General features: G+C 65.7%; 21 protein-coding genes. 8 read left to right on the top strand and 13 right to left on the bottom strand.

The window, feature by feature from the left end; genetic code table 11:
• Window positions 1-15 precede the first annotated feature (15 nt).
• From ftsY to hrpB, 9 genes are all read right to left on the bottom strand, one after another.
• Window positions 16-936, bottom strand: a complete 921-nt coding sequence (gene ftsY / locus VNC39_RS08200) for a signal recognition particle-docking protein FtsY (protein WP_325398015.1) — start codon at window positions 934-936, stop codon at window positions 16-18.
• Window positions 936-1,760, bottom strand: a complete 825-nt coding sequence (gene dapF / locus VNC39_RS08195; RefSeq protein WP_325398013.1) for a diaminopimelate epimerase — start codon at window positions 1,758-1,760, stop codon at window positions 936-938. Before dapF ends, ftsY begins: the two co-directional genes overlap by 1 nt.
• A gap of 166 nt (window positions 1,761-1,926) precedes the next feature.
• A complete protein-coding gene (gene pgmG, locus VNC39_RS08190) occupies window positions 1,927-3,330 on the bottom strand; it encodes a phosphoglucomutase/phosphomannomutase PgmG (RefSeq protein ID WP_325398011.1) in 1,404 nt (467 codons plus the stop codon).
• Window positions 3,331-3,405: 75 nt separating this feature from the next.
• Window positions 3,406-4,281 (bottom strand): UTP--glucose-1-phosphate uridylyltransferase GalU, encoded by an 876-nt coding sequence (galU, locus tag VNC39_RS08185; RefSeq protein WP_325398009.1) that lies wholly within the window; start codon window positions 4,279-4,281, stop codon window positions 3,406-3,408.
• Between the two features lie 277 nt (window positions 4,282-4,558).
• Window positions 4,559-5,869 carry an MFS transporter gene (locus VNC39_RS08180; protein WP_325398007.1) on the bottom strand — a complete coding sequence of 437 codons (1,311 nt, stop codon included), beginning with the start codon at window positions 5,867-5,869 and terminating at the stop codon, window positions 4,559-4,561.
• A gap of 148 nt (window positions 5,870-6,017) precedes the next feature.
• On the bottom strand, window positions 6,018-6,575 hold the full coding sequence (locus tag VNC39_RS08175; RefSeq protein ID WP_325398005.1) for a phosphatase PAP2 family protein: 558 nt from the start codon (window positions 6,573-6,575) through the stop codon (window positions 6,018-6,020).
• A 65-nt stretch (window positions 6,576-6,640) separates the two neighbouring features.
• Window positions 6,641-7,612 (bottom strand): quinone oxidoreductase family protein, encoded by a 972-nt coding sequence (locus VNC39_RS08170; protein ID WP_325398003.1) that lies wholly within the window; start codon window positions 7,610-7,612, stop codon window positions 6,641-6,643.
• A 5-nt stretch (window positions 7,613-7,617) separates the two neighbouring features.
• On the bottom strand, window positions 7,618-8,067 hold the full coding sequence (locus tag VNC39_RS08165) for a methylated-DNA--[protein]-cysteine S-methyltransferase (RefSeq protein ID WP_325398001.1): 450 nt from the start codon (window positions 8,065-8,067) through the stop codon (window positions 7,618-7,620).
• A gap of 180 nt (window positions 8,068-8,247) precedes the next feature.
• Entirely contained in the window at window positions 8,248-10,656 is a 2,409-nt protein-coding gene (gene hrpB / locus VNC39_RS08160; protein ID WP_325397999.1) for an ATP-dependent helicase HrpB, read from the bottom strand.
• A gap of 45 nt (window positions 10,657-10,701) precedes the next feature.
• Between hrpB and VNC39_RS08155 the strand changes: the two genes are divergently transcribed.
• The gene (locus VNC39_RS08155) at window positions 10,702-12,594 is read left to right on the top strand and encodes a protein-disulfide reductase DsbD family protein (protein ID WP_325397997.1); all 1,893 of its coding nucleotides are present in this window, start codon (window positions 10,702-10,704) and stop codon (window positions 12,592-12,594) included.
• A gap of 142 nt (window positions 12,595-12,736) precedes the next feature.
• Here the strand turns inward: VNC39_RS08155 and rdgB are convergent, their stop codons facing one another.
• Window positions 12,737-13,312 carry an RdgB/HAM1 family non-canonical purine NTP pyrophosphatase gene (gene rdgB / locus VNC39_RS08150; RefSeq protein ID WP_325397995.1) on the bottom strand — a complete coding sequence of 192 codons (576 nt, stop codon included), beginning with the start codon at window positions 13,310-13,312 and terminating at the stop codon, window positions 12,737-12,739.
• Entirely contained in the window at window positions 13,309-13,896 is a 588-nt protein-coding gene (locus VNC39_RS08145; RefSeq protein WP_325397993.1) for a YqgE/AlgH family protein, read from the bottom strand. Before VNC39_RS08145 ends, rdgB begins: the two co-directional genes overlap by 4 nt.
• 122 nt (window positions 13,897-14,018) lie before the next feature.
• On the opposite strand from VNC39_RS08145, the gene VNC39_RS08140 reads away from it, so the two are divergent.
• From VNC39_RS08140 to VNC39_RS08125, 4 genes are all read left to right on the top strand, one after another.
• A complete protein-coding gene (locus VNC39_RS08140; RefSeq protein ID WP_325397991.1) occupies window positions 14,019-14,498 on the top strand; it encodes a peroxiredoxin in 480 nt (159 codons plus the stop codon).
• A 33-nt stretch (window positions 14,499-14,531) separates the two neighbouring features.
• Window positions 14,532-15,608, top strand: coding sequence for a glycosyltransferase family 2 protein (locus VNC39_RS08135; protein WP_325397989.1), 1,077 nt, complete (start codon window positions 14,532-14,534; stop codon window positions 15,606-15,608).
• 23 nt (window positions 15,609-15,631) lie between these two features.
• Window positions 15,632-17,020: a glycosyltransferase family 39 protein gene (locus tag VNC39_RS08130; RefSeq protein WP_325397987.1), complete on the top strand. Its 1,389-nt coding sequence runs from the start codon at window positions 15,632-15,634 to the stop codon at window positions 17,018-17,020.
• Window positions 17,021-17,203: 183 nt separating this feature from the next.
• The gene (locus VNC39_RS08125) at window positions 17,204-18,163 is read left to right on the top strand and encodes a threonine ammonia-lyase (RefSeq protein WP_408840396.1); all 960 of its coding nucleotides are present in this window, start codon (window positions 17,204-17,206) and stop codon (window positions 18,161-18,163) included.
• A gap of 148 nt (window positions 18,164-18,311) precedes the next feature.
• On the opposite strand, the gene VNC39_RS08120 is transcribed toward VNC39_RS08125, so the two are convergent.
• Entirely contained in the window at window positions 18,312-19,703 is a 1,392-nt protein-coding gene (locus VNC39_RS08120; protein ID WP_325398166.1) for a DUF2142 domain-containing protein, read from the bottom strand.
• Window positions 19,704-19,859: 156 nt separating this feature from the next.
• Window positions 19,860-20,837, bottom strand: a complete 978-nt coding sequence (locus VNC39_RS08115; protein WP_408840394.1) for a glycosyltransferase family 2 protein — start codon at window positions 20,835-20,837, stop codon at window positions 19,860-19,862.
• A 182-nt stretch (window positions 20,838-21,019) separates the two neighbouring features.
• Between VNC39_RS08115 and leuS the strand changes: the two genes are divergently transcribed.
• The 3 genes from leuS to holA all read left to right on the top strand — a co-directional run.
• Window positions 21,020-23,605: a leucine--tRNA ligase gene (leuS, locus tag VNC39_RS08110; RefSeq protein ID WP_325397983.1), complete on the top strand. Its 2,586-nt coding sequence runs from the start codon at window positions 21,020-21,022 to the stop codon at window positions 23,603-23,605.
• Window positions 23,589-24,095 (top strand): hypothetical protein, encoded by a 507-nt coding sequence (locus VNC39_RS08105; RefSeq protein WP_325397981.1) that lies wholly within the window; start codon window positions 23,589-23,591, stop codon window positions 24,093-24,095. The genes leuS and VNC39_RS08105 overlap by 17 nt, the downstream gene beginning before the upstream one ends.
• 153 nt (window positions 24,096-24,248) lie before the next feature.
• On the top strand, window positions 24,249-24,904 hold a 656-nt coding region (holA, locus tag VNC39_RS08100), incomplete at its 3' end, for a DNA polymerase III subunit delta (RefSeq protein ID WP_325397979.1).

The following is a 24,904-nucleotide window of genomic DNA, read 5'->3' as shown; positions in this document are numbered from 1 at the left end:
GCTTCCTTTCCTTCCTTATTCGCCCACCAGCGCCCGCGCAAACTCAGCCGGGTCAAAATCCTGCAGGTCAGCCATCTGCTCGCCGGTGCCCACGGCATGGATCGGCAGCCCGAACTGCTCGGCCAGCGCGACGACGATGCCGCCGCGCGCCGAGCCGTCCAGCTTGGTCACGATCAGCCCGGACAGGTCGACCATGTCCTTGAAAATTCCCACCTGGGTGACGGCGTTCTGGCCGGTGGTGGCATCCAGCGTGAGCAACACGGCGTGCGGCGCGGTCGGGTCCAGCTTGCGGATCACGCGGATGATTTTTTGCAGCTCTTCCATCAAAGCGGTCTTGTTGTGCAGCCGGCCGGCGGTGTCGATCAGCAGCACGTCGGCGCCGATTTTCTGCGCCCGCGCCAGCGCGTCATGGGCGAGCGAGGCGGCGTCGGAGTTGGGCGGCGCGGTCACCACTTCGGCGCCGGCGCGGGCACCCCACACTTGCAGCTGCTCCACCGCCGCGGCGCGGAACGTGTCGCCCGCCGCCAGCACCGGCACCAGCCCGGCCGCGCGATATTGCGCCGCCAGCTTGCCGATGGTCGTGGTCTTGCCCGCCCCGTTCACCCCGGTCATCAGGATCACATATGGTTTTTTGGCGGGGTCCACGACCAGCTTCTGCGCCACCGGCTGCAACACCTTGGCGATTTCCGCCGCCAGGGTGTCCTTGATCTCCTGCTCGGAGACCTCGCGGCCGAAGCGGGTGCTGCGGAAATCGCGGATCACCCGGTTCGCCACGTCGACGCCGAGATCAGCCGCGATCAACTGGTCCTCGAGTTCTTCGAGCGCCGCGTCATCGAGCTTGCGCTTGGTGAAGGTGCCGGTGATGCCATCGGTGAGCTTCGCCGCGCTGCGCGACAGGCCGGATTTCAGCCGCCCGAAAAAGCCCGAGAGCGCCATCAGACCCACGCCTCCAGCGCGCCGACAAACGACGTCTCGGCCGGGCCGCGCATGGTCACGTGGCCGATTTCGTTCCAGCCGATGAGCAATTCCCCGCCATCCATCACCACCATGGCGCTGCGCCCGGTCAGCCCGCGCCGGTAGGCGTTCACCAAGGTGGCACAAGCACCCGACCCGCAGGCCAGCGTGAGCCCCGCGCCGCGTTCCCACACGCGCAAGCGGATACGCGTCGGGCTCTCGATCTGGGCGAAGCCGACATTGGCGCGTTCGGGGAACAGCTTGTGCTTCTCAAGCACCGGACCGATGCTTTCGATCGGCAGATGCGCAAGGTCATCGACGAAGAAGGTGACGTGCGGGTTGCCCATCGAGCACGCGGCCGGGTCCGAGACCGGGCCCATCGACAGGTTCAGATGCAGCGTGTCCATCGCGCCGGATAGCGGGACGCCTTCCCAGTCCAGCCGCGGCGGCCCCATATCCACCTCGACCAGGCCCGGCCCGAGAATTTCCGCCGGCAGCAGGCCCGTGACGGTACGCACCGTCACCCGCCGCTCGCCATTTTCTTCAGCCAGCAGCGCCGCGACGCAGCGCGTGGCATTGCCGCAAGCTCCGGCTTCCGTGCCGTCGGCGTTGAGGATGCGCATGAACACGTCGGCCTGCGCCTCGGGGTCGCGCTCCAGCACAATCAATTGGTCGCAGCCGACACCGAGCCGGCGGTCAGCGATGCGGCGCACGATTTGCGGCGGCAAGGCAAGATCTTTTTCGCGCGCGTCCAGCACCACGAAATCGTTGCCGGCGCCCTGCATTTTGACAAAGGGGATGGACATGCACGCTCAGTAGCGCGCGGCGGGTGAATAAGAAAGGAGGCTACTTTTTGTGAACAAAAAGTAGTTTTTTGTCAGTTAGGGCCCGTGCGGTTTCACCGCCACGGGCCCAATTTCAAAAAAGTTTTTGCGGCGCTTTTTTCAAAAAGCGCCTGCTTCCTTGCCTTACTTAATGCCCGGCATTCGCCCCGGAGAAATCCGGCGCCAGGCCCGAGGCAGCCAACTGCCCGGCCAGCTCGGATTTCAGCTTCGAGAGCCCGGCCTCGGACGTGCTTTCGGCGCGGGCGACCAGCACCGCCTGGGTGTTGGAGGCGCGCAGCAGCCACCAGCCGTCTTCGGTGGTGACGCGCACGCCGTCGGTGTCGGAGACCTTGTCGCCGCTTGCCTTCAGCCGTTCGGCCACTTCCTTCACCACCTGGAATTTCCGGTCCTCGGCGCAGTCGAAGCGCAGTTCCGGGGTGTTGACGACGTTGGGCAGGCTGGCGCGGAACTCGCCCACAGTCTGCGTGCTGCGCGCGATCACGCCCAGCACGCGCACGGCGGCATAGAGCGCGTCGTCGAACCCGTACCATTTGTCGTTATAGAAAATATGGCCGGACATTTCGCCCGCGAGCGGCGCGCCGATCTCGGCCATCTTGCTCTTGATCAGGCTGTGCCCCGTCTTCCACATCAAGGGCTGGCCGCCGGCTTTCTGCACCTCGTCGAACAGCACCTGGCTTGCCTTCACATCGGCGATGATGGTGGCGCCGGGATGCGCGCGCAGCACGTCGCGCGCCATCAGGACCAGGAACTGGTCACCGTAGAGCACATGCCCCTCATTATCGACCAGGCCGATGCGGTCGGCATCGCCGTCGAAGGCGACGCCGACATCGGCACTTTCCTTCTTCACCGCGGCGATCAGCTGCTCCAGGTTCTTCGGCACGGTCGGGTCCGGATGGTGCGCGGGGAAATTGCCGTCGATCCGGCCGTTCAACACTTTATGCTCGCCGGGCAGCTTCGCCAGCAGCTTGGCCAGCACGTCGCCGGCGGCGCCGTTGCCGCTGTCCCACACCACTTTCAGCTTCTTCTCGCCGTCCCAGTCCTGCAGCAGGCGGGCGACGTAGGCGTCGCTGATATCCTTGTGTTCGACGCTGCCTCTGGCCTCCGGCACCACCAGGCCCGCGGCGGAGCGGGCGCCGAGATCGAGAATCTCCTTGCCGAAGAAGGGCTTCTTGCCGACCATCATTTTGAAGCCGTTGTAGTTGGCCGGGTTATGGCTGCCGGTCACCATCACCGCGCCGTCGGTCGGGGTGGTGAAGGCGGCGAAATAGAGCATCGGGGTCGGGCCGCAACCGATCGAGAGCACCTCGGCGCCGCTCGCGACCAGGCCCTTGATCAAAGCCGCTTCCAGCATCGGCGACGAGAGCCGCCCGTCGCGGCCGACGGCGATGCGCTTGCCGCCCTGTTCGGCGATGATCGAGCCGAACACGCGGCCAATGGCGAACGCATCCGCCTCGCCTAACGTGTCGCCGACAATGCCGCGAATGTCGTATTCGCGCAGGGTGCTGGCGTGGAATTTATGTGCAAATGTCATATGTATCTCGCGCGCTGAAATCATTGTCCCTGGCCGAAGGCGGACGCGCTGGCGCGCCCGCCTTGCGGCGCCACGTCATGAATTCACGTATTTCTTCAAAAATTCCCGAACCGAGGGGCCGAGATCGGGCCGTGCCAGCGCGAAGGCGATCTGCGCTTCCAGAAAGCCGACTTTGTCGCCGCAATCGAAGCGCGTGCCGGTGAATTTCAGGCCGTGGAACGGCGCATGGCCGATCAGCTTGGACATTGCGTCGGTCAACTGCACCTCGTCACCGGCCCCGCGTTCCATCTGAGAGAGGTGATGAACCACTTCCGGCAGCAGAATATAGCGGCCGATGATCGAGAGGTTGGAGGGCGCATCCTGAGGCGCCGGCTTCTCGACCAGCCCCTTGACCTCGACGCGGCCGCCCGAGGTCTCGCCGGTCTTCAAAATACCGTACCGGTTGGTCTGTTCCCGCGGCACCTCGCTGATCGCGACGACATTGCCGCCGGTCTCGTGATGCACTTGGGCGAGCTGCGCCATGCAGGGCGTATCGCTCAGCACCAAATCGTCCGGCAGAAGAATGGCGAACGGATCGTCGCCGATGAAGGTGCGGGCGCACCAGATCGCGTGGCCGAGGCCGAGCGGCACCTGCTGGCGCACCGTGGAGATCGAGCCGGGCGCCATCGCCTCGGAGCGCAGCAAATCCAACGCCTCGCGTTTGTTGCGCTCGGCCAAAGTGGCTTCCAGCTCGAACGCGATGTCGAAATGATCGATCAGCGCGGTCTTGCCGCGGCCCGTGACCATGCAGAACTGTTCGATCCCCGCCGCACGCGCTTCGTCCACCGCATATTGAATCAGCGGCTTGTCGACGACGGGAAGCATTTCCTTCGGCATCGCCTTGGTGGCGGGCAAAAATCGCGTGCCCAATCCGGCGACAGGAAGTACGGCCTTACGCAACGGTTTTACCAAAAGAGCTCCCCCTTAAATCGTCCGGTCCAAATCATCATAGCCATCCACACATAGGAGCGACAAGCGCAGCCCAGGAGACGCCAAACGCATTATTCTAAAAAACTTCATTATGTGTCGATTTTGTGGTGGCGCTGAATCTTTCTCCCGAATGCCGTCAAATGAAAAACTCCCAGCAAAAATCACGTCGGCATGATTTTGATCCCTGCTTGGCGTAACTTAGAGCATTCTGCCGGTCGCCGGAAATTGGCGGGTCCCCGTAAAACGTGATGACAAAGATTTATCTCTTCGGCGATGATTCCATCGATTTTCGTTCGTTTTGTGCACCACCGCGGATTTTCCCAAGGACCCAGAACGTCACGCCCGCATTCGCCACAGCGGAAAGCAGCAGAATCTTCGACGCGCCGAGCCCCCCGGCATAAAGCCCCGCGGTGAGCCCGGCCGCCACCACGCTCGCCAGCGCATTCATGATATTGGCGGCCCCGATCATGCGCGCCCGGTGCGAGGGCGCCGCACTTTCCTGCAGAAGCACATAAAGCGGCACCGAGAACCCGCCGCCGCAAATTGCCAGAGCCAGCAGATCGGCCAACAGCATCTGGCCCCAGCCGCTCGCCAGCACCGCCGGAATGTCCGGCAGCACCGGGGCATAGGCCGCCAGGAGCGCAAACCCGGCCGTGAACACCGAAACGCCGACCCCGCAAACGACCACGTAATGCAGCAGTGCCTCGTCCCGCACCAGCCGCGCCATGCCGAGCGAGCCGATGCCCACCCCCACCGCGAACACGCCCAGCATCAGCGTCACCACCGCGCCGCTGCCATGCAGCACGTCGTGCGCCAGGGTCGGGAATTCCGCGAGTACGACCGTGCCCATCGCCCAGAACCAGCTGATGCCCAGCACCGCGAACCACACGGTCTTCGCCTCCGCCGCCAGCCGGAGGAGCGAAACGCTGGCGGCAGGAAAATTCCACTCCAGGCGCAACCCTGGCTGCGCCACCTGCGTTGGCGGAATCGCCCAGGCGGCCCAGATCCCCGCCAGCGCGACCACGAGAACGGCGAGCGATGCGGCGATCTCGCCATGCGGCAGCACCACCAGCAGCCCGCCCGCCACGGTGCCGAGCAGGATGCCGACGAACGTGCCCGCCTCGACCAGCCCGTTGCCCACCACCAGCGCGTCCCCTGCCAGGAAATCCGGCAGGATCCCGTATTTGAGCGGCGAGAAAAACGTCGCCTGCACGCCAAGGCCGAACAGCACCGCCATCAGCACCGCGAAATTTCCCGTGAAAAAGCCGAGGCCGGCGAGCAGCATCAGCGCCAGCTCCCAGATTTTGACGGCGCGGATCAGCCGGGATTTCTCCCTGGCATCGGCGAGCTGCCCCGCCATGGCGGAAAAAATCGCGTAGGGGAGCAGAAAAACGCCGCCGGCCAACGCCACCAGCACGGGTCCCAGATGCGCCAACCGGTAAAGCGCCAGCACCACCAGCGCGTTCTTGAACAGATTGTCGTTGATCGCACCGAGCAGCTGGGTGACGAACAACGGCAGGAATTGCCGGCTCCGCAGGAGCGCCACGAAGGATGGCTTTAAATCAGGCATGTCATAAGCAATAGGAAGCGCTACTTTTTGTGAACAAAAAGTAGCAAAAAAACTTTGTTATTTTGGGGCGTGCTGGTTTCAACGCCACCGGCCCAGCGTCAACAAAAGTTTTTGCGCCGCTTTTTTCAAAATGCGGCCTCTTTTTTCGCTAAGCATCCCGGACCGGGATCAGCACCAGGCTGCCCCAGGCGCAGATCATGCCGGTGAGCAACCCGCCCAGCACGTCGGCCACGAAATGATAGTCGGCGCCGACCAGCCCCACCATCACCAGCCCGATCAGCCCGCCCCAGAGCCAGCGATAGCGCGGCATTTTCGCCCACAGCACGCAGAGCGGCGCGGCGATGTAGGAGGTATGGCCGGAGGGAAACCCGCCATACAGGTTGCTGGTGGCGAGCGGGTGGAACTCGTAGAGTCCCATATGGAGCCAGCTATCCGGCCAAGGCCGGCCGAACAGCCATTTCAGCTCGTCCTTGGCCGCCGTGCCGGCCAGCGTGGCGACGCTGGCGGCGAGATACAGGCGGTTTATGGCGCCGGCGCCGCGCAGTTTCCGCGCCAGGCTGTACAACAGAAACAGCCCCGCCAACGGCAAAGGAAGCAAGGATGGCACCGCGGCGGCCTGGAAGAGCGGCCGCAGCCCCGGGTGCGCGTTGAAATACAGCGCCACCGGCCGGTCCACGAACAGGATGCATGGCACCGTCAGCGCCACCAAAGCGGCGGCGAAGATGAGTACCGGCCGCGCCGGAGCGCCGGTGCCGATCCGCGCGGCGTAGCTCAGGGCAGCAGCACAGTGCTGCCGGTGGTCTTGCGGCCTTCCAGCGCGGCATGCGCCGCGGCCGCCTCGGCGAGCGGGAAGGTTTGGTTGACCTGGATTTTCACCGCCCCGGAGCTGACCACATCAATCAGATCCCGGCTCACGGTTTCCAGATCCGCGCGCGCGGCGATGTAGGTGGCGAGCGACGGCCGGGTGAGGAACAGGCTGCCCTTGGCGCCCAGCACCGAAATATCGAATGGCGGCACCGAGCCGGAGGCATTGCCGTAGCTCACCATCATGCCGAGCGGGGCCAGGCAGTCCAGGCTGGCATTGAACGTGTCCTTGCCGACGCTGTCATACACCACCGGCACCATTGCGCCGCCGGTAAGGCGCCGCACCTCGGCCGGGAGCTGGGCATGGCCGACAATGGCGTGGGTGGCGCCATTCGCCAGCGCCAACGCCGCCTTTTCTTCGCTGGAGACCACGCCAATGACATTGGCGCCGAGATGCCGCGCCCATTGGCAGATGATCAGGCCGACTCCGCCGGCCGCGGCATGCACCAGAATCGTCTGCCCCTTCTGTACGGGAAAGGTCCGGCGCAACAGATATTGCGCGGTCATGCCCTGCAACATCATGGCCGCGCCGGTCTGGAAATCGATCGTGTCCGGCAGCTTTACCAGGCGGTCGGCGGGGATCACGCGCTCGGTCGCGTAGGCGCCGATCGGCCCGCCGGCATAGGCCACGCGGTCGCCCGCCCGGAGGTCCTTCACCGCCTCGCCCACTTCCACGACCACGCCGGCCCCCTCCATGCCGATGGTCGCCGGCAGCGGCGCCTTGTACAGGCCGGTGCGGAAATACACGTCGATATAGTTCAGCCCCACCGCCTCATGGTGGATCAACGCCTCGTTCGGGCCCGGCTGCGGGGTGGGCACCTGTTCCCATTTCATTACTTCCGGTCCGCCGGTGGCGTGAATACGAATTGCTTTGGTCATCAGCCTTAAACTCCGGCGTTCAGTTTTTCGAGGTTGAGTAATGCGCGCTTGGTGGCCAGCCCGTCGCCGCCGGAATACCCGCCAAGCCCCGTCCCGCTCAACACGCGATGACAGGGGATCAGGATCGGGATCGGGTTCGCGGCGTTGGCGCCGCCGACCGAGCGGGGCGAGCCGCCGGCCACCAGGGCGATCTCACGATAGCTGCGCGTCTGCCCGTGGGGAATGTCACGCAACGCCGCCCAGACCTTCTGGCGATAGGCGCTGCCCAACGGGCGCAAAGGCAGCTCTTCCAGCTTGCCGCCGGCAAAATAACGTTCCAGCGCCGCCTTGGCGCGCACCAGCATCGGCGAGGGGTCCTGCACGCTGCCCCAGCCCCATTCGAGGGCCACAATGGCCTCTTCTTCGGCGAAAATCGTCAGATCGCCGACGGGTGAGTGCATGGATAGGGCGGACATGATGCCCCAGGCTAATCTCTGTGCAGGGGCGGATCAAGCGCAGGCAAGGAAGTGGGCGCTTTTTGAAAAAAGCGCCGCAAAAACTTTTATTTATGCTGAGTCTGAGGCGTTGAACCGGCACGGGCCCAGAGTAACAAAGTTTTTTTGCTACTTTTTGTTCACAAAAAGTAGCCTTCCTTCCTAACCGCGCCATGGCTCCTCGGGCCAATCATGCTTCGGATAGCGGCCGCGCATGTCGCGCCGCGCGTCGGCCCAGCCGCCGCGCCAGAAGCCGGCGAGGTCCGCGGTGATGGCCACCGGCCGCCCGGCCGGCGAGAGCAGCGCCAGTTGCAGCGGAATTCTGCCCCCCGCCAGCGTCGGCGTGGCATCGACGCCGTAAAACGCCTGGGCGCGGGCCGAGGCCACCGGGACCGGCCCGGTATAATCGATGTGGATCGTCCCCTTCGGCAGGCGCAGCTCCACCGGCAGTTCCTTATCCAGCCGCACGGCCTGCTCATGCGTCATCAAAGCACGCAGGATCGGGTAGAGATCGACGGCTCTGGCCTCGCGCAGATTGGTCATCCCGGCGAGATACGGCGCCAGCCACTCTTCCGTCCCCGCCGCGAGCGCCTCTTTCGCGAGGTCGGGATAGGTGGTGTCGATGCGGCGCATCACCGCCACCCGCGCCTGCAGATTCTGCACCGTTTCGGTCCAGTCGAGCTGGTCGAGGCGGGTGGCGAGGGCTTTGGCCAAAGCCGCCGGAGCGTCCAGCGCATCGGCCGGGAAGGTGCGGTCGGCCAGCACCAGCGCGCCGAGCCGCATGCGCTCGCGCACCAGCACGCCCCCGGTGCCGGGATCGAAGCCTGACTCGCGCGCGATGGCGCAGCGCGCCGCCAGGACCGGCGGCAACGCCTCGGCATCCAGCGGGGCGGCGAGGCGGATGCGGTTGCCTTTGGCCTCCAGCGCCGCCACGGCGATCAGGCGGCTCCGGCGAAGCGGATCGGTGGGGCTGAGCGCGCCGCTGCCGCCGCCCGACAAGCGGTAGGACCCCGGCTCGCCGCGCGCCTGGCCGATCCGGTCCGGGAAGGCCGCCGCCAGCAATGCGCCCGGGTCGCCCGAGGCCGGGACGGACCCCACGCCCAAACGGTTGCGATAAATCTTCGCGCCCTGGCGGATGCGGGAAAGCCCCGCGCGGTCGCCTTCGATCTTCCCCGCCAGCGCGTCCAGCCGCAGCAAAAAATCCGCCGAGGCGTCGCGGCCGAGCGGGTCGCGCTCCTCGAGGATCGCGGCGATATCCGCGGCCAAGGCGCGCTCCGGCTTTTTGTCGCTCGCCAGCATCATCGCCGCCAGGCGCGGCGTGGCGCGCAGCCGCGCCATTTCACGGCCCAGTGGGGTCAGCCGCCCGCTTTCGTCCAGCGCGCCGAGATCGGTGAGCAGGGTTCTCGCGCCCTTGACCGCGCCAACCGGCGGCGGGTCGATGAAGGGCAGGGTCTCCACCGCCTCGCCCCAGGCGGCGCAGGCCAGCACCAGGCCGGAGAGTTCGGCCTCGAGGATCTCCGGCGTCTCGAACAGAGCGAGGCCGCGATGCAGCGCCTCGGTCCAAAGCCGGATCGCCACGCCCGGCCCCTGCCGCCCGGCGCGGCCGGAGCGTTGCGTCGCTGCCGCCCGGCTGATGCGCAACGTGGCAAGCCGGGTGAGCCCGCTGGCGCCATCGAGCTTCGGCGCGCGGCGGAACCCGCCATCGATGACGATGCGCACGCCCGGCACGGTGAGCGAGGTTTCCGCGATCGAGGTGGCCAGCACCACGCGCCGCTGCTCATGCTGACGCAGCGCCAGGTCCTGCGCCGCCACCGGCAGATCACCATGCAGCGGCAGCACCAGCGCCGGGCAATTGTCCAGCGTCGCCTGGGTGCGGCGGATTTCCGCCATGCCGGGGAGAAACACCAGAATATCGCCCGGATGCGCCACCAGCGCCGCGCGCACCGCCCGGGCCGTTTCCTCCGGCAATTCGCGCGCCGTCGGGATGTCCCGCCTGGCGTGATGCACTTCCACCGGAAACATCTTGCCGTCGCTCTCGATCACCGGGGCATTCAGCAATTCCGTGAGTTTCTGCGTTTCCGCCGTGGCGGACATCGCCAGGATGCGCAATTCCGGGCGCAAACCGCGCTGCAGATCCAAGGTCAGCGCCAGCGCCAGATCCGCCTCCTGCGCGCGCTCATGCACCTCATCGAAAATCACGCAGCCAACGCCGGTGAGGCCCGGATCGGCCAGCAGCCGGCTGGTCAGCAGCCCTTCGGTGATCACTTCAATCACCGTGCGGTCGGACACCGCGCGCTCCAGCCGCGTGCGGAAGCCGACGCGCCCGCCGACCGCCTCGCCCAACAGGTCGGCCATGCGCATCGCTGCCGCCCGCGCCGCCAGCCGCCGCGGTTCCAGGAGCAGGATCTTGCCGATGCCCGCCTGCATCAGGGCCAGCGGCACGGCAGTGGTTTTGCCCGCACCGGGCGGGGCGACCAGCACGGCATTGCGGCCCTCGGGACGCAGCCGGTCGAGCAGCGCCGGCAGCATTTCGGAGACCGGCAAATCAGGGAAAGCGAGCCTTTCAGTCATCGCGTCCGGATACCATTACGGCGCGGACCATGCGATATTCCCGCCATGCGTTTTCTGATTTTGGCCCTGCTCTGCCTGCTGCCGAATTTCGCACAAGCCGCCACCAGCGCGGTTTTTTCAACTCCGCGCGACAGTGTGCAGCTCATTTCCAAGGAGAATGCGGCCACTGACGGGACCCTAACGCTCGGGTTGAAATTTTCCTTAAAACCGGGGTGGCACATTTACTGGTCCAACCCCGGCGATGCCGGTTTCGCGCCGGCGCTGACCCCGCAGGCCCCGACGATTTTCGGCCCCTTGCGCTTCCCACCGCCCGCTTTGCTCCTGCAAGGACCGGTCGCCGCCTATGTGCTCTCCGGCAACGTGCTGCTCCCCTTCACCGCCCAACATGTCGGAAGCAGCGTCCAGGCCGAGGCGCACTGGCTGGTCTGCTCGGATATCTGCGTGCCGGAGCAAACCAGTTTCTCCCTGCCGCTCACCGGCGGCCCCTCCGCCGAGGCGGCCGAATTCCTGCCGCCGCAGATCGCCCCCTCGCCCTTCGCGGCACAGATCTCTCCGAACGGCACGCTGAGCGTGAGCGGCCCCACCGCGACGCAGGTCTCGCAAGCCCGGTTTTTTCCCACCACGCCGAATCTTCTGGTGAACATCGCGCCGCAAAGACTCGCCTTCACCGGCGACGGGCTGCGGCTGAAGCTCAAGCTTTTGCAACCGCAACATGCCTCCCTGTCCGGCGTGCTGGAGCTGACCGACCGCGCCGGGAACATGCAGGCGCTCGACCTCACCGCCAGACCAGGGCCAGACCCGGCGCAGCCGCCTTATTTGCTGCTGGCGCTGCTCGGTGGGCTGATCCTCAATTTGATGCCCTGCGTGTTCCCGATCCTGGCCATGAAGGCGCTCGCCCTCACCCGGCTCGGCGGCGCGGCGGCGCAGAAGATCCGCCATGAAGCGCTGGGCTACAGCGGCGGCGTGGTGGCGGCGATGCTGCTGCTGGGGGGCACCATACTGGGCCTGCGGGCGCTCGGGGCTTCCGTGGGCTGGGGGTTCCAGTTCCAGTCGCCGGTGTTCGTCGCCTTGATCGCCTGGGTGATTTTCGCCGCCGCACTCAACCTCGCCGGGCTGTTTGAACTCTCCGCTCCGGCGGCGCTGGGGCGCATTCCCGCGCAGCATAGTTTTCTCACCGGCGTGCTGGCGGTGGTGGTCGCCACCCCCTGTACCGCGCCCTTCATGGGCGGCGCGATGGCGGCCGCGCTGGTCGCGCCCTTGCCCTACGCGCTGGGCATTTTTGGCGCCCTCGGCCTTGGCCTGGCGCTGCCGTTCCTGCTCCTGGCGTTGGCGCCGCGCCTCGCCGGCTTCGTGCCGCGGCCCGGCGCCTGGATGCCCTGGCTGCAACGCGCCCTCGCCGTGCCGATGGCCGCCACTTTTCTCTGGCTCGCCTGGGTGCTCTCGCACCAGGCCGGGCCCCGCGGCCTGACCGTGCTCGCCGGCGGCACGGTCATTCTGCTCCTGTCCCTGACCATGCGGCGCCTGCGGCCTCTGGCACTCGTCAGCCTGCTGCTGCTGCCGCTGCTCCATAGCGCGAGCAGCGCGACGCCCCTCTCTTTGCCCAATTCCGAGCCCTATTCCGCTGCGCAGCTTGCCGCACTGCGCGCCGCGCACCAGCCGGTCTTCGTCGATCTCACCGCCGCCTGGTGCGTCACCTGCCTGGTCAACGAGGCGACCACCCTCTCCACCCCGGCCACACAAGCGGCCTTCGCCGCCCACCACGTGCAGCTGCTGGTCGGCGACTGGACCAACCGCAACCCGGAAATCAGCGCCCTGCTCACCGCCAATAACCGCGACGGCGTGCCGCTCTATCTGTTTTACCCGGCCAATGGCGGCGCGCCGAAAATCCTACCGCAGGTGCTGGACTCGGCAATCGTGCGCGACGCCATTTCAGGGTAAGGCAAGTAAGGAAGCGGCCGCTTTTTAAAAAAAGCGGCGCAAAAATTTTTATTATGCTGGGGCATGGGCGTTGTCCCCGACGAAGCCCATGCCCCAGCATAACAAAGTTTTTTTGCTACTTTTTGTTCACAAAAAGTAGCGCTTACTTGCCTTGCAGCCGCGCCGCCAGCTGGGCGAACGCGCGGGCGCGGTGGCTGATCTGGTCTTTCACCGCCGCGCCAAGTTCGGCATAGGTTTTGTCGTGGCCGAACGGGATGAAGATCGGGTCGTAGCCGAACCCGGCCCCGCCTGACGGCGCCGGCGCGATCACCCCATCCGACTGGCCGATATAGGTTGCCGTGGTGCCGTCCGGGTGCGCCAGGCACAGCGCGCACACGAACCGCGCGCGCCATTCATTGGCGGCCTGGGCGGCGGCGATGATGCGCTGGAACGCGGCCGGATAGTCCCCCGCCCCGTAGCGGGAGGACAAAATCCCCGGCGCGCCGTTCAGTGCCGCGACGCAAAGGCCGGAATCGTCGGCCAGGGCCATCTGCCCGGAGGCGCGCATCGCGTGCAGCGCCTTGATCCGCGCATTGGCGGCAAAGCTGGCGCCGGTTTCTTCCGGCTCGGGCAGGCCAAGCTGCCCGGCGGAAATTGCCTCGACCCCCAGCGGCGCCAGCAGCACGGCGAATTCCTTAAGCTTGCCCGGATTGTGGGTGGCGATGAGGATGCGCTTCACGCCCGGCCCGCCGTGCCGGAGAGCATGCCGGGGTCGATTTTCAGCTTGGCCAGCGCCCGCGCCCATTTCGTCGTGCAATCCTCGTCGTACACGATGGCCTCGTCCGCCGGCACGCTGAGCCAGGCATTCTGGCGAATTTCCTCGTCGAGCTGCCCGGCATCCCAGCCGGCATAGCCCAGCACCAGCAACCCCCGCGCCGGGCCGCCGCCCGCGGCGACCACCTGCAGCACTTCCTGGTTCGCCGTCAGCGTGTATTGCTCGCTCACCCGCAGGCTGCCTTCCCCGGTCCAATCCGCCGAGTGCAGCACAAAGCCGCGATTATCATCGACCGGGCCGCCCGTGCCCAGCCGCATTTCCCGCTGCGGCGGGTTGGGCTCGATCCCCAGCTGCCCCAGAAGATCGCCGAATTTCACGCGCCGCAGCGGCCGGTTCAGCACCACGCCCATCGCCCCTTCCTCGGTATGCGCGCAGATGAAAATCACCGTCTGCGTGAAACGCGGGTCCTGCAGCGTCGGCATCGCGATGAGTATCTGCCCGGTCAGCCAGCTCGGCTCGCGGGTTACGATGGTGTCGGTTTTAGTCATTGCGTTTATATATATATTTACGACGCCGCCTTCCCACCAGCCCCCGGGCCTGAGGCCGGCTCTTCACGTCGTCCGACGCATCGGATAGTTAGGGGCACTCCAAGGGAACAGAGGCAGATTCCATGATCAAGTTAGGCGATAAGATTCCGGCCATGAAACTGATGGTCGCCACGGCTGAAGGCCCGCGCGAGGCCGACACGGCGGAATTGTTCGGCCCTGGCAAGGTGGTGCTGTTCGCGGTTCCAGGCGCCTTCACCCCGACCTGCAGCGCCAAGCACGTGCCGGGCTTCGTGCAGCATATGGCCGAATTCAAGGCCAAGGGCGTGGACCGCATCGTCTGCATGGCCGTGAATGACGCCTTCGTCATGGGCGCCTGGGCCAAGGACCAGAAGACCGGGGACAGCATCGTCATGCTGGCCGACGGGTCCGGCGCGTTCACCAAGGCGCTCGGCCTGGAGCTCGACCTCGTGGCGCGCGGCCTCGGCATCCGTAGCCAGCGCTTCGCCCTGGTCGCCGTGGACGGCGTCGTCACCCATCTCGCCGTCGAGGAACCCGGCGGCTTCGACGTCAGCCGCGCCGAGGCGGTGCTCGAAGCCCTTTGATCCTCTGCCCGCGACGCCCGTAGTACCCCCGGCATGAGCCTTTCCGTGATCGTGCCGTGTTACAACGAGCGCGCCAATATCGCCCCCATGGTCGCGGCGCTCGACGCCGCGCTCAAAGGCCTGGAATGGGAAGTCGTCTTCGTCGATGACGACAGCCCGGACGGTACCGCGCAGCAGGCACGGGCGCTGGCAGCCAAAGACCGCCGGGTGCGCTGCATCCGCCGCGTCGGCCGGCGCGGTTTGTCCTCGGCGGTGATCGAGGGGGCGCTGTCTTCCTCCGCCGACTATGTCGCGGTGATCGACGGCGACATGCAGCATGACGAGACCAGGCTGCCGGCGATGCTGCAAGCCGTGGCGGGCGGCGCCGACCTCGCCATCGGCTCGCGCCATGTCGAGGGCGGCGATGCCACCGGCCTCGCGTCGCCGATGCGGGTGAAGCTCTCCGATGCCGGCATCCGCCTCGCGCAATTGCTGGCCAAGGCGCCGGTGCACGACCCGATGAGCGGGTTTTTCCTGCTCCGCCGCTCCTTGTTCGAGCAGCTCGCGAGCCGGCTCACCGGCCAGGGCTTCAAGATCCTGCTCGACCTGATGCTGGCCAGCCCGCGCCGCCTCGCCATCGTCGAGGTGCCTTACAAATTCCGCCCGCGCGCCGCCGGGGAAAGCAAGCTGGACGCGCTGGTGCTGGTGCAGTTCGCCGGGCTGCTGATCGACAAAATACTGCGCGGCACGGTGCCGCTGCGCTTCATCAGCTTCGCGCTGGTCGGCGGTTTCGGCGTGCTGGTCAATGTTGTGATCCTGGAGCTGGCGCGCCATGGGGGCCTGAGCTTCGGCAAGGCGCAGACGCTGGGCACGATCGTGGCCATGATCGCCAATTTCCAGCTCAACAACCAGCTCACCTACCGCGCGCAGCGGCTCAAAGGGCCGCGCGCCTGGCGCGGGCTCGTGATCTTCCTTCTGGTTTGCGGGCTGGGGGCGGTCGCCAATATCGGCATCGCCCGCGCGCTTTATGCAGAGAATGAAAGCGGGCTGCTCGCCAGCGCCGCGGGGGCGGCCATCGGCGTGGTGTGGAATTACGCGGTCTCCGCCACGCTGGTCTGGCGCGTCCGCTAGCGCATGATCGCGGTATCGCCCTGATGCGGCTCGCCCTCGGCGCCCTGGCGGCACTTACCGTTCTCCGCCTCATCCTCGCCGCGACGATGCCGCTGACCCCGGACGAGACCTACTATTTCCTTTGGTCGCAGCATCTGCAGGCCGGCTATTACGATGCCCCCTCGATGGTGGCGGTATGGATGCGCATCGGCACGGCACTGCTGGGGCACAACCCGCTTGGCATCCGCCTGCTCGGGCCGGTTTCCGCAGCACTCGGCACCCTGCTGCTGATGGATGCGGGCGAGCGCATGTTTCCGCACCGCCAGGCCGGGCTGATGGCCGCCGCCATGCTGAACGTGACGCTGATGATCGGCGCCGGTTCCATCATCATGACGCCGGACACGCCGTTGATCTTTTTCTGGACCGCCGGGATCGCCGCCCTCGCCCGGCTGCTCGAACATGAGAACCCGCGCTGGTGGCTGGCGGTCGGCGTGGTGGCGGGGCTTGCGCTCTCTTCCAAATACACCGCCGCCTTGTTCATCGCCGCCGTCTTCATCTGGATGATCTCCGACGCCAAGGGCCGCGCCCGGCTGCTCACCCCATGGCCGTGGGCCGCCATCGTGATCGCGCTGGTGATCTTCGCGCCGAATTTGTGGTGGAACGGCGTCCATGGCTGGGCGAGCTATCTGAAGCAGGGCGGCCGCGTCGCTCATTTCCAGCCTGCCCGCGCGCTGCAATTCCTCGGCGAACTCATCGGCGGGCAGATTGCCCTGTTCACCCCGATCATATTCGGCCTTGCCGCCCTGGGCACCTGGCGGCTCGGCCGCTCACCCTCCGCCGCCGCGCATCTGCTGGTCTGGCTGACCGTGGTGCCGGGCGTGGTGTTTCTCGAGCATGTCATCTCCGGCCGGGTGCAGCCGAATTGGGCGGCGATCATCTACCCCTCCGCCTGCCTGGCCGCCGCCGCGCTCCCCATGGCGGATCTGCGCCGCTGGCTGGCGCCGGCGCTCGGGCTCGGCTTCGCGCTCACCGCCATCGTCTATGCCCAGACGCTGGCAGCACCCTTTCCGCTGCGGGCCGGCGCCGATCCAACCGCTCTGCAGATGCGCGGCTTCGCCCAGTTCGCTTCCCAGGCGGCGGCGCGGCACCCTTCCTTCCTCACCTCGGACGATTACGCCACCGCCGCCGTTCTCGCTTACTACGCGCCAAAAACCATCCCGGTAGCCGGGTTCGACGCGCGCTGGCATTATTTCGGCTTTCCCCGGGCTGGCCTGGAAAACCGGACCGGCATTCTGGTGACCCGCCGCGACGGCACGCCTTGCGCCGCGGAAATCGCCACCGTGACGCGCAGCAGGGACGGACAGCCGATCCAGACCTACCGGCTTTGCCGCTTTACCGCGCCGGCTTCAGGCGTTCTGTTGCCCCGGCCGTGAGGGGTAAAAGGAAGGCAAGGAAGGACTACTTTTTGTGAACAAAAAGTAGCAAAAAAACTTTGATTATGCTGGGCCTGTGGCTGCGTCGCCGCCAACGCCCATGGCCCAGCGTAAACAAAAGTTTTTGGTGCCGCTTTTTTCAAAAAGCGGCTGCTTTCTCTCTACCCAAGAAAGGTGCCGCTAATGACCATGGACTTCACCCCGCCCGTGCCGACCGATACCCTGCTCGCCGCCGCGCGCATCGCGGGGCATGTCGTGCGCACGCCGATGCTGCGCAACACCGCGCTGGACCGCGCGACCGGCGCCACCATTCTGGTCAAGCCCGAAGTCCTGCAGCGCACCGGCAGCTTCAAGCTGCGCGGCGCCACCAACGCGCTGCTGCGCCTCACGCCGGAACAGCGCGCGGCCGGCATCGTGACTTACTCCTCGGGCAATCACGGCCAGGCCATCGCCTGTGCCGCCGCCGCGCTGGGCGCCACGGCCACCATCGTCATGCCGGCCGACGCTCCTGCCATCAAACGCGACGCCACTGCCGCCTGGGGCGCCAACATCGTGACCTATGACCGGCTGCGCGACGACCGCGAAGCCATCGGTCGGAAAATCCAGGCGGAAACGGGCGCGACTTTGGTCCCGCCTTACGACCACCCGGATGTGATCGCCGGCCAGGGCACGCTGGCCCTGGAACTCGCCGCCGACGCCAAGGAGGCGGGCCTCGCCCTCGATATCCTGTTCGTGCCCGCTGGCGGTGGCGGGCTGATCGCCGGCTGCGCCCTGGGCCTTGCCGCCGTTTCGCCTGCGACGAAAATCTATGCCGTGGAGCCGCAAGGCTGGGACGATACCGGCCGCTCCCTGCGCAGCGGCCAACGCGAGCGCAACGACATGCAGGGCTCGACATTGTGCGACGCGCTGCTGGCCCCGATGCCGGGCGCGCTGACCTTCCCCATCAACCAGAAGCACCTCGCCGGCGGGCTGACCGTCACGGACGAGGAAGTCCACGCGGCGCAGGCTTTCGCTGCCCGGCATCTGAAGCTGGTGGTGGAGCCGGGCGGCGCCGTGGCGCTGGCGGCGCTGCTGGCGGAAAAGATCGACACGGCAGGCAAGACGGTCGGGATCGTATTGTCCGGCGGGAATGCGGATATTTAAGAAAGAAAGCGCTTCTTTTTTGAAAAAAAGAAGCAAAAAACTTTTTTAACCCGGGCCCGTGCCATTTCAACGCCTCAGGCCCGGCGTCAAAAAAAGTTTTTGCGGCGCTTTTTTCAAAAAGCGCCTGCTTTCTTCTTCTGACAAACCGTCAGTTTAAATAATATCTCAAAATCACCGTATGCATGACGACCGCCAGGCTCACGACGGGGAAGATGGCGACCAGCGCGGTCAAGCAATTTCCGATGCGCGTCCAGCCTGCGCCGAAGGCGGGCAACAGGGCCGCGGCCGTGAGCGCGATCGTGAGAAAATAACGTCCCTGCACACCCTGAATGAGGGGGGCGCCTGGGGCCGTCCAGCTCATATACTCGATCATAAATATGCCACAGACCGAGACGGCAAGCCCGAGAATGATAAGGGCGTAGCCCAGCCCGCCGATTTTCCACCCCTTGGAGCCACACATGGAGGCCAGTGCCGCGACCAGCAACATGCAAGTTGCAACCTTGTAGTACCAAATGGGCAAAACCGTATCGAGCCAACCCAGCTTGCCGATGAACTCTCCCAATAATCCTCGGAACTGCTGGGAGATCGAGTGGTACAATACGGAAAGGGCCGCCAAAGGATGGCTGAGGATAAAGGCCATCTGGCGGCTGGGGTCAGCGCCAACCACGGTGCCAAAATTAACCATGCTGGTGCGGGAAACAATGATGGACCATCCCAGCACCAGAACGACGCAAATGGCGGATGCCGCAACGCGCCATCGCCATTTGGCGTTGGCAATCGTCAAGGGCAGCACGAACGCGCCGGCCAGCGGTGGCCGCGCCATGAAGATCAGCCCGAGAACGACGCCAAGCGTGAGCAGCAATTTTGGGCGATCGGCGGACGGCGTGCGAAACGTTTGGATATACAGCGCCATGGCCAGCGCGCTGAAGCTGATCAGCAAAGCATCCTCGGAATCAGACGCCATCAGGGAGAGCGACATCGGCAGCGTCAGAATCATGAAAATCCAGGGTGCCGCCGCATCGGCAAAGGCGATGGCGATCGTGCCGACGATGAGAGCGGCCGTGCCGGTCATAAGGCGCGCCAATGTCAGGGTGTGGGTGACAGCCAGGCCGGAAATCCGACCGATCCATATCGCCGCGGCCGCCGGGAGATAGAATTGCGGCGGGTAAAGGGCGGTATTGGGGAACGCCTCGAATGACCGTCTGTCAGACCAGGACACGATCGGCAGCCCATCGTTGCGGGTGACCTTGATGTCCGGATGAAACCGCAACGAATCGTATGGCGCAAAGGCCTGGACGATCGCCGGATCGGCCATGCCGCCCGCATAAGCCTGGCCCGCGGATGTAACGCGCTGCGCAACAAGCCCGCCCTCGCTGATCTGGTCCGCCCGCAACGCGTGAGCTGGTTCATCGGGGTTTTGAAACGGCGGCATATTGATCGCCAGAAAGGCGACCGCGCACAGGCCGTAGACTGCGAAGGCGACCGCCAGACAAAAGTTTCTCCGCGTTATGGCCGCCCTGAGATAGAGGGACGCCAGCATGGCGCGCCGCGATATTCCTATCGTGTAATGGAGCATCTAAGTCTCCGGGTTGAGCGACAGCAGGGCTAACGGCCCGAAAGGTGACGTGGTTCTCAGGCAATCTCGTATCCGGGCAGGCTACGGCGTTTGGCAATGAAGCCGAGATCGTAACAAGGATTACAAAGCTGTCTGCAGACTTCGTGCCTGGTGGCTCGCAGAACCGATATCTGCGACGGACGGCGCTTCGTGCTGCAGATAGGCGAGCAGCCGCATCTCCCGCCGGCCGCGCGTCACGGTATCGAGGATGATACCCGTGGTCAAACTCAGCGCGCCGGCGATCACGATGCCGGTGGCCAGCACGGCGGTTGGCAGGCGCGGCACGAGGCCGGTCGCCGCATAAGTTCTGATCACCGGCTCGATCAGCACCCCGGCGCATGCAAAGGCGACCAGCGCGAGCGTGCTGAAAAAGGCCAAAGGGCGCTCGCTCCGCAGCAGGCGGATGATCATGCCCAGGATGCGGAAACCGTCGCGGTAGGTTCGCAACTTGCTCTCCGAGCCCGCCGGGCGCGCGCGATATTCGCCCCCCAAATGCGCCACCGGCATCGCCAGTTCGAGCGCGTGAATGGTGAGTTCCGTTTCGATATCGAAGCCGTTCGAGAGTACGGGGAAGGATTTGACGAAGCGGCGGGAGAGCACCTTGTAGCCCGAGAGCATATCCTCCACGCGGTCGCCGAAGATCAGCCGCACCGCGCCGGTAAGAAGCCGGTTGCCGAGCCGGTGCCCGCCGCGATAGGCCGCGTCGTCGCTGTCCCGCCGGACGCAATTGATGAGGTCGTAAGGCCCGCTGCGCGCCAGGGCGATCATCGCCGGCGCCAGCGCGGCGTCATACGTGTCGTCGCCATCGGCGATCACGTAGAGATCGGCCTGAATGTCGCGAAACATCCGCCGCATCACCCTGCCCTTGCCCTGCAAAATCTCGCTGCGGACGACCGCTCCGGCCGCGCGTGCGATCTCGGCCGTATGGTCGCGCGAGTTATTGTCGTAGACATAGATGGCAGCGCGCGGCAGGGCGGCGCGGAAGGCGCGCACCACCTGCCCGATGGTGACCGCCTCATTATGGCACGGCAAAAGGATGGCGATGGACGGTTCGGGCATCGGCGTCATAAGCCTTCTGAAATTATTTCTAAGGCCGAGTCTGGGTAGTACTGTACGGATAGGGAAAGCAAATCAAGCGGCCCCTTCTATTGCGGACCTTCGGACCGGCCTTGGCGCTCCGAACCCAGCCATGCCGCCCCGGGCCCTTGGCGTCGCGCGGCGGCTTCATTAAACACGCAACAATGTCCGACACTGCAGATAACGCCCGCTACGATTTCGCCGCCGCCGAGCCGCATTGGCAGGCCGCGTGGGAGCAAGCCGCCTGTTTCAAGGCTGAGGACGTCCCGAATTCGGGCCGGCCGAAATACTATGTTCTTGAAATGTTCCCGTACCCTTCGGGGAAAATCCATATGGGGCATGTGCGCAACTACACGCTGGGCGACGTGGTGGCGCGCTATAAGCGGGCCACGGGCTTCGACGTGCTGCATCCCATGGGCTGGGACGCGTTCGGCCTGCCGGCGGAAAACGCCGCCCGCCAGCGCAAGACTGACCCCGCGAGCTGGACCTATGCCAACATCGCGGCGATGCGCGCCGAATTGAAGCGCATGGGCCTGTCGCTCGACTGGGCCCGAGAATTCGCCACCTGCGATCCCGAATATTACGGCCAGCAGCAGAAAATCTTCCTGGATTTCTGGAAGGCCGGGCTGGTCGAGCGCCGCGCCTCCGCGGTGAACTGGGACCCGGTGGACAACACCGTGCTCGCCAACGAGCAGGTGATCGACGGGCGCGGCTGGCTCTCCGGTGCCCTGGTCGAAAAGAAATTCCTCGCCCAATGGTTCCTGAAAATCACGGATTTCGCCCCGGAACTTCTGGCCGGGCTGCAAGACCTTCCGCGCTGGCCCGAGCGCGTGAAACTGATGCAGGAAAACTGGATCGGCCGCTCGGAAGGCGCGGAAGTCACCTTTACGCTGACCGCGCCGGTCGACGGGCTGGATGGCGTCACCGTGTACACCACGCGGCCGGACACGCTGTTCGGCATGTCGTTCCTCGCCATCGCCCCGGAACACCCGCTCGCCCAGGCAGTCGCGGTGCACAACGAGGAGGCCGCCGCCTTCATCCGCGCCTGCGCCGCGCACGGCACCTCGGAAGCGGCGATCGAATCCGCCGAGAAGGAAGGGGTCTTCACCGGGGTTTCCGTGGTCAACCCGTTCAACGGCCAGGCCTTCCCGGTGTGGATCGCCAATTTCGTGCTGATGGAATACGGCACCGGCGCGATTTTCGGCTGCCCCTGCGGCGACCAGCGCGACTTCGAGTTCGCCCGCAAATACGGGCTGCCCATTCCCATCGTCGTCGCGCCCAAGGATGCCGGGCCGGATTTCGCCCTCGAGGACAAGGCGTTCGATGGCGACGGCGTGATCGTCAACTCGGGCTTCCTCAACGGGCTGGCGACCAGGCAAGCGAAATCCGCCGCCATCGCCCGGCTGGTGGAAATGGGCGTCGGCAAAGCGGTGGTGAACTGGCGCCTGCGCGACTGGGGCATTTCCCGCCAGCGTTATTGGGGCTGCCCGATCCCGGTGATTCACTGCGAGGATTGCGGCGCGCAGCCGGTGCCGGCCGACCAGCTGCCGGTGACGCTGCCCCAGGACGTGACCTTCGACCGCCCCGGCAACCCGCTGGACCATCACCCGACCTGGAAGCATGTGGCCTGCCCCGCCTGCGGCAAGCCGGCCACGCGCGAGACCGACACGTTCGACACGTTCATCGACAGTTCCTGGTATTTCGCCCGGTTCTGCGCCCCGCATGCGCAAACACCGACCGATCTTGCCGCGGTCAACCACTGGCTGCCGGTCGACCAATATGTCGGCGGCATCGAGCATGCGATCCTGCATTTGCTCTATGCCCGCTTCTTCACCAAGGCGATGCAGAAGACCGGCCATGTGAACGTCACGGAGCCTTTCGCCGGGCTGTTCACCCAAGGCATGGTCACCCACGAATCCTACAAGGATTCCGAAGGCAACTGGCTGTACCCGGAAGAGGTGCAGAAGGACGCCGACGGCAGCGCCACGCATGTGACCACCGGCCTGCCGGTAACCGTCGGCCGCATCGAGAAAATGTCGAAATCCAAGCGCAATACGGTAGATCCGGGCGTGATCATCGACCGTTTCGGCGCCGATACCGCGCGCTGGTTCGTGCTCTCCGACAACCCGCCGGAACGCGACGTGGAATGGACCGAGACCGGCGCGCAAGGCGCGTTCCGCTTTGTGCAGCGCGTGCACCGGCTGGCCGGGGTGATCGCCGCCGCGCCGCGCGTCGCCGCACCCGCTTCTTTCACCGGCGAGGCCAAAAAGCTGCGCCAGCTCACCCACCGCGCCATCGCCGCGGTGACCGAGGCGCTCGACACGTTCGCCTTCAACGTCGCCGTCGCCCGCATCTATGAGCTCGCCGGCGCCCTGGCCGGCCCCACGCCGGCGGACGAAGCGCTGCTCTGGGCGCGCTTCGAGGCGATGGACACGCTCGCGCACCTGGTCGCGCCGATGATGCCGCATCTGGGCGAGGAGATTTTCGCCAGACTCCATCCCGGCGCGGGGCTGGTAGCGCAAAGATCCTGGCCGGTGGCGGACAAGGCGCTGCTGGAGGTCGACGAGGTCACGCTCGCCGTGCAGGTGAACGGCAAGCTGCGCGGCACCATCATTGTGCCCGCCGGCAACGATTCCGAGGCCAATATCGCCCTTGCCGCCGCGGCGGTCTCGACATCGCTGCAAGGTGTGACCATTGTGAAGCGCATCCATGTGCCGGATAGGATCGTGAACTTTGTGGTCAAGGCTTAAACCGCTTCTGCTCCTTCTGCCGCTCGGCGGGTGCGGCTTCACGCCGCTCTACGGCCAGAGCGGCGATAGCACCGTCGCGGCCAAGCTCGACACGATCCAGGTGCAGAATATCCCCGAGCGCACCGGGCAGATGCTGCGCCTGGCCCTGGAAACCCAACTGCATGCCGACGGCGCGCCAACCGAGCAGATCTACAGCCTGGCGGTGAGCTATGGGCTTGGCGCCGCCAACGTTGCCGAACAGCAGGACAGCTCCTACACCCGCGAGCGCTTCAGCGGCACCGCCCATTGGGCCCTGACCCCGGTCGGCGCACCCGGCCGCCCGCTGGCGCAAGGCACCGTCACCACCCAGGACGCGCTAAACGTCATCAACGAGCAATATTTCGCGCTGCAGCTGGAAACCACCACGGTCCAGCAGCAGGTCGCCAACCAGCTGGCGGCGCAGATCACCGCCCAGGTCGCGGCTTACTTCAAGACCCATCCGAATTCTTAGAACAGCAAGGCTACTTTTTGTGAACAAAAAGTAGTTTTTTGTCAGTTTGGTCCGTGCTGTTTCAACGTCTCAGGCCCAGCATAAACGAAAGTTTTTGCGCCGCTTTTTTCAAAAAGCGGCCTCTTTCTTACTAAACTTCCTTCAGGAGACGGCATGAAGATCGAAGCCGGGCGGATCGACGGGTTTCTAAAGTCGCCTTCTTCACCGATCATCCTGCTGTTCGGCCCGGATGCCGGGCTGGTGGCGGAACGCGGGCTCGCTTTGGCGCGGTCGGTCGAGGGCGCGATGCACGACCCGTTCCGTTTCGCCGAATTGCACAGCCCCGATGGGCAAACCCTGCTGGGCGAGGCCACCGCCGCCGCGCTGACCGGCGGCCGCCGCGTGGTGCGGGTGCGCGAGGCGCAGGAGACGCTGGTCAAGGCGGTTGAAACGCTCGCCAAAAACCCGCCGGAGGCGCTGGTGATTCTGGAAGCGGGCGAGCTCACCGGCAAATCGAAGCTGCGCGCAGCCTGCGAGAAATCCACCGCCGCCGCCGCCATCGCCTGCTACGCCATCGACAGCACGCGCCTGCCCCAGGCAGTGACCGCGCGCCTGCGGGCGCACAACATCGCCATCGACGCCGATGCCGCCGCCTGGGTCGCGGACAACATCGCCGGCGAGGAAGGCCCGCTGCGTCAGGCGGTGGAGCTTCTGGCGCTTTATGCCGGCAACGAGCCGCGCTTGACCCTGGCGGATGTGTCCGCCGCGCTCGCCGATGGCGGCGACGGCTCGGTGCAGGAGGCAGTGGACGCGACTCTCGGCGGCGACCC

Origin of the sequence: Acidocella sp., from assembly GCF_035535915.1 — a bacterium.
Taxonomy (GTDB): domain Bacteria; phylum Pseudomonadota; class Alphaproteobacteria; order Acetobacterales; family Acetobacteraceae; genus Acidocella.
This window is presented reverse-complemented; position numbering and strand designations above follow the sequence as displayed.

Bases quoted from the DNA above. Each gene is read 5' to 3' on its own strand.
- VNC39_RS08125 (WP_408840396.1), top strand. From the start codon at position 17,204: ATGACCATGGACTTCACCCCGCCCGTGCCGACCGATACCCTGCTCGCC.
- VNC39_RS08165 (WP_325398001.1), bottom strand. From the start codon at position 8,067: ATGTCCGCCCTATCCATGCACTCACCCGTCGGCGATCTGACGATTTTC.
- pgmG (WP_325398011.1), bottom strand. From the start codon at position 3,330: ATGACATTTGCACATAAATTCCACGCCAGCACCCTGCGCGAATACGAC.
- VNC39_RS08130 (WP_325397987.1), top strand. From the start codon at position 15,632: ATGCGGCTCGCCCTCGGCGCCCTGGCGGCACTTACCGTTCTCCGCCTC.
- VNC39_RS08155 (WP_325397997.1), top strand. From the start codon at position 10,702: ATGCGTTTTCTGATTTTGGCCCTGCTCTGCCTGCTGCCGAATTTCGCA.
- VNC39_RS08180 (WP_325398007.1), bottom strand. From the start codon at position 5,869: ATGCCTGATTTAAAGCCATCCTTCGTGGCGCTCCTGCGGAGCCGGCAA.
- leuS (WP_325397983.1), top strand. From the start codon at position 21,020: ATGTCCGACACTGCAGATAACGCCCGCTACGATTTCGCCGCCGCCGAG.
- VNC39_RS08140 (WP_325397991.1), top strand. From the start codon at position 14,019: ATGATCAAGTTAGGCGATAAGATTCCGGCCATGAAACTGATGGTCGCC.
- VNC39_RS08170 (WP_325398003.1), bottom strand. From the start codon at position 7,612: ATGACCAAAGCAATTCGTATTCACGCCACCGGCGGACCGGAAGTAATG.
- VNC39_RS08120 (WP_325398166.1), bottom strand. From the start codon at position 19,703: ATGCTGGCGTCCCTCTATCTCAGGGCGGCCATAACGCGGAGAAACTTT.
- hrpB (WP_325397999.1), bottom strand. From the start codon at position 10,656: ATGACTGAAAGGCTCGCTTTCCCTGATTTGCCGGTCTCCGAAATGCTG.
- VNC39_RS08135 (WP_325397989.1), top strand. From the start codon at position 14,532: ATGAGCCTTTCCGTGATCGTGCCGTGTTACAACGAGCGCGCCAATATC.
- dapF (WP_325398013.1), bottom strand. From the start codon at position 1,760: ATGTCCATCCCCTTTGTCAAAATGCAGGGCGCCGGCAACGATTTCGTG.
- ftsY (WP_325398015.1), bottom strand. From the start codon at position 936: ATGGCGCTCTCGGGCTTTTTCGGGCGGCTGAAATCCGGCCTGTCGCGC.
- VNC39_RS08145 (WP_325397993.1), bottom strand. From the start codon at position 13,896: ATGACTAAAACCGACACCATCGTAACCCGCGAGCCGAGCTGGCTGACC.
- VNC39_RS08115 (WP_408840394.1), bottom strand. From the start codon at position 20,837: ATGCCCGAACCGTCCATCGCCATCCTTTTGCCGTGCCATAATGAGGCG.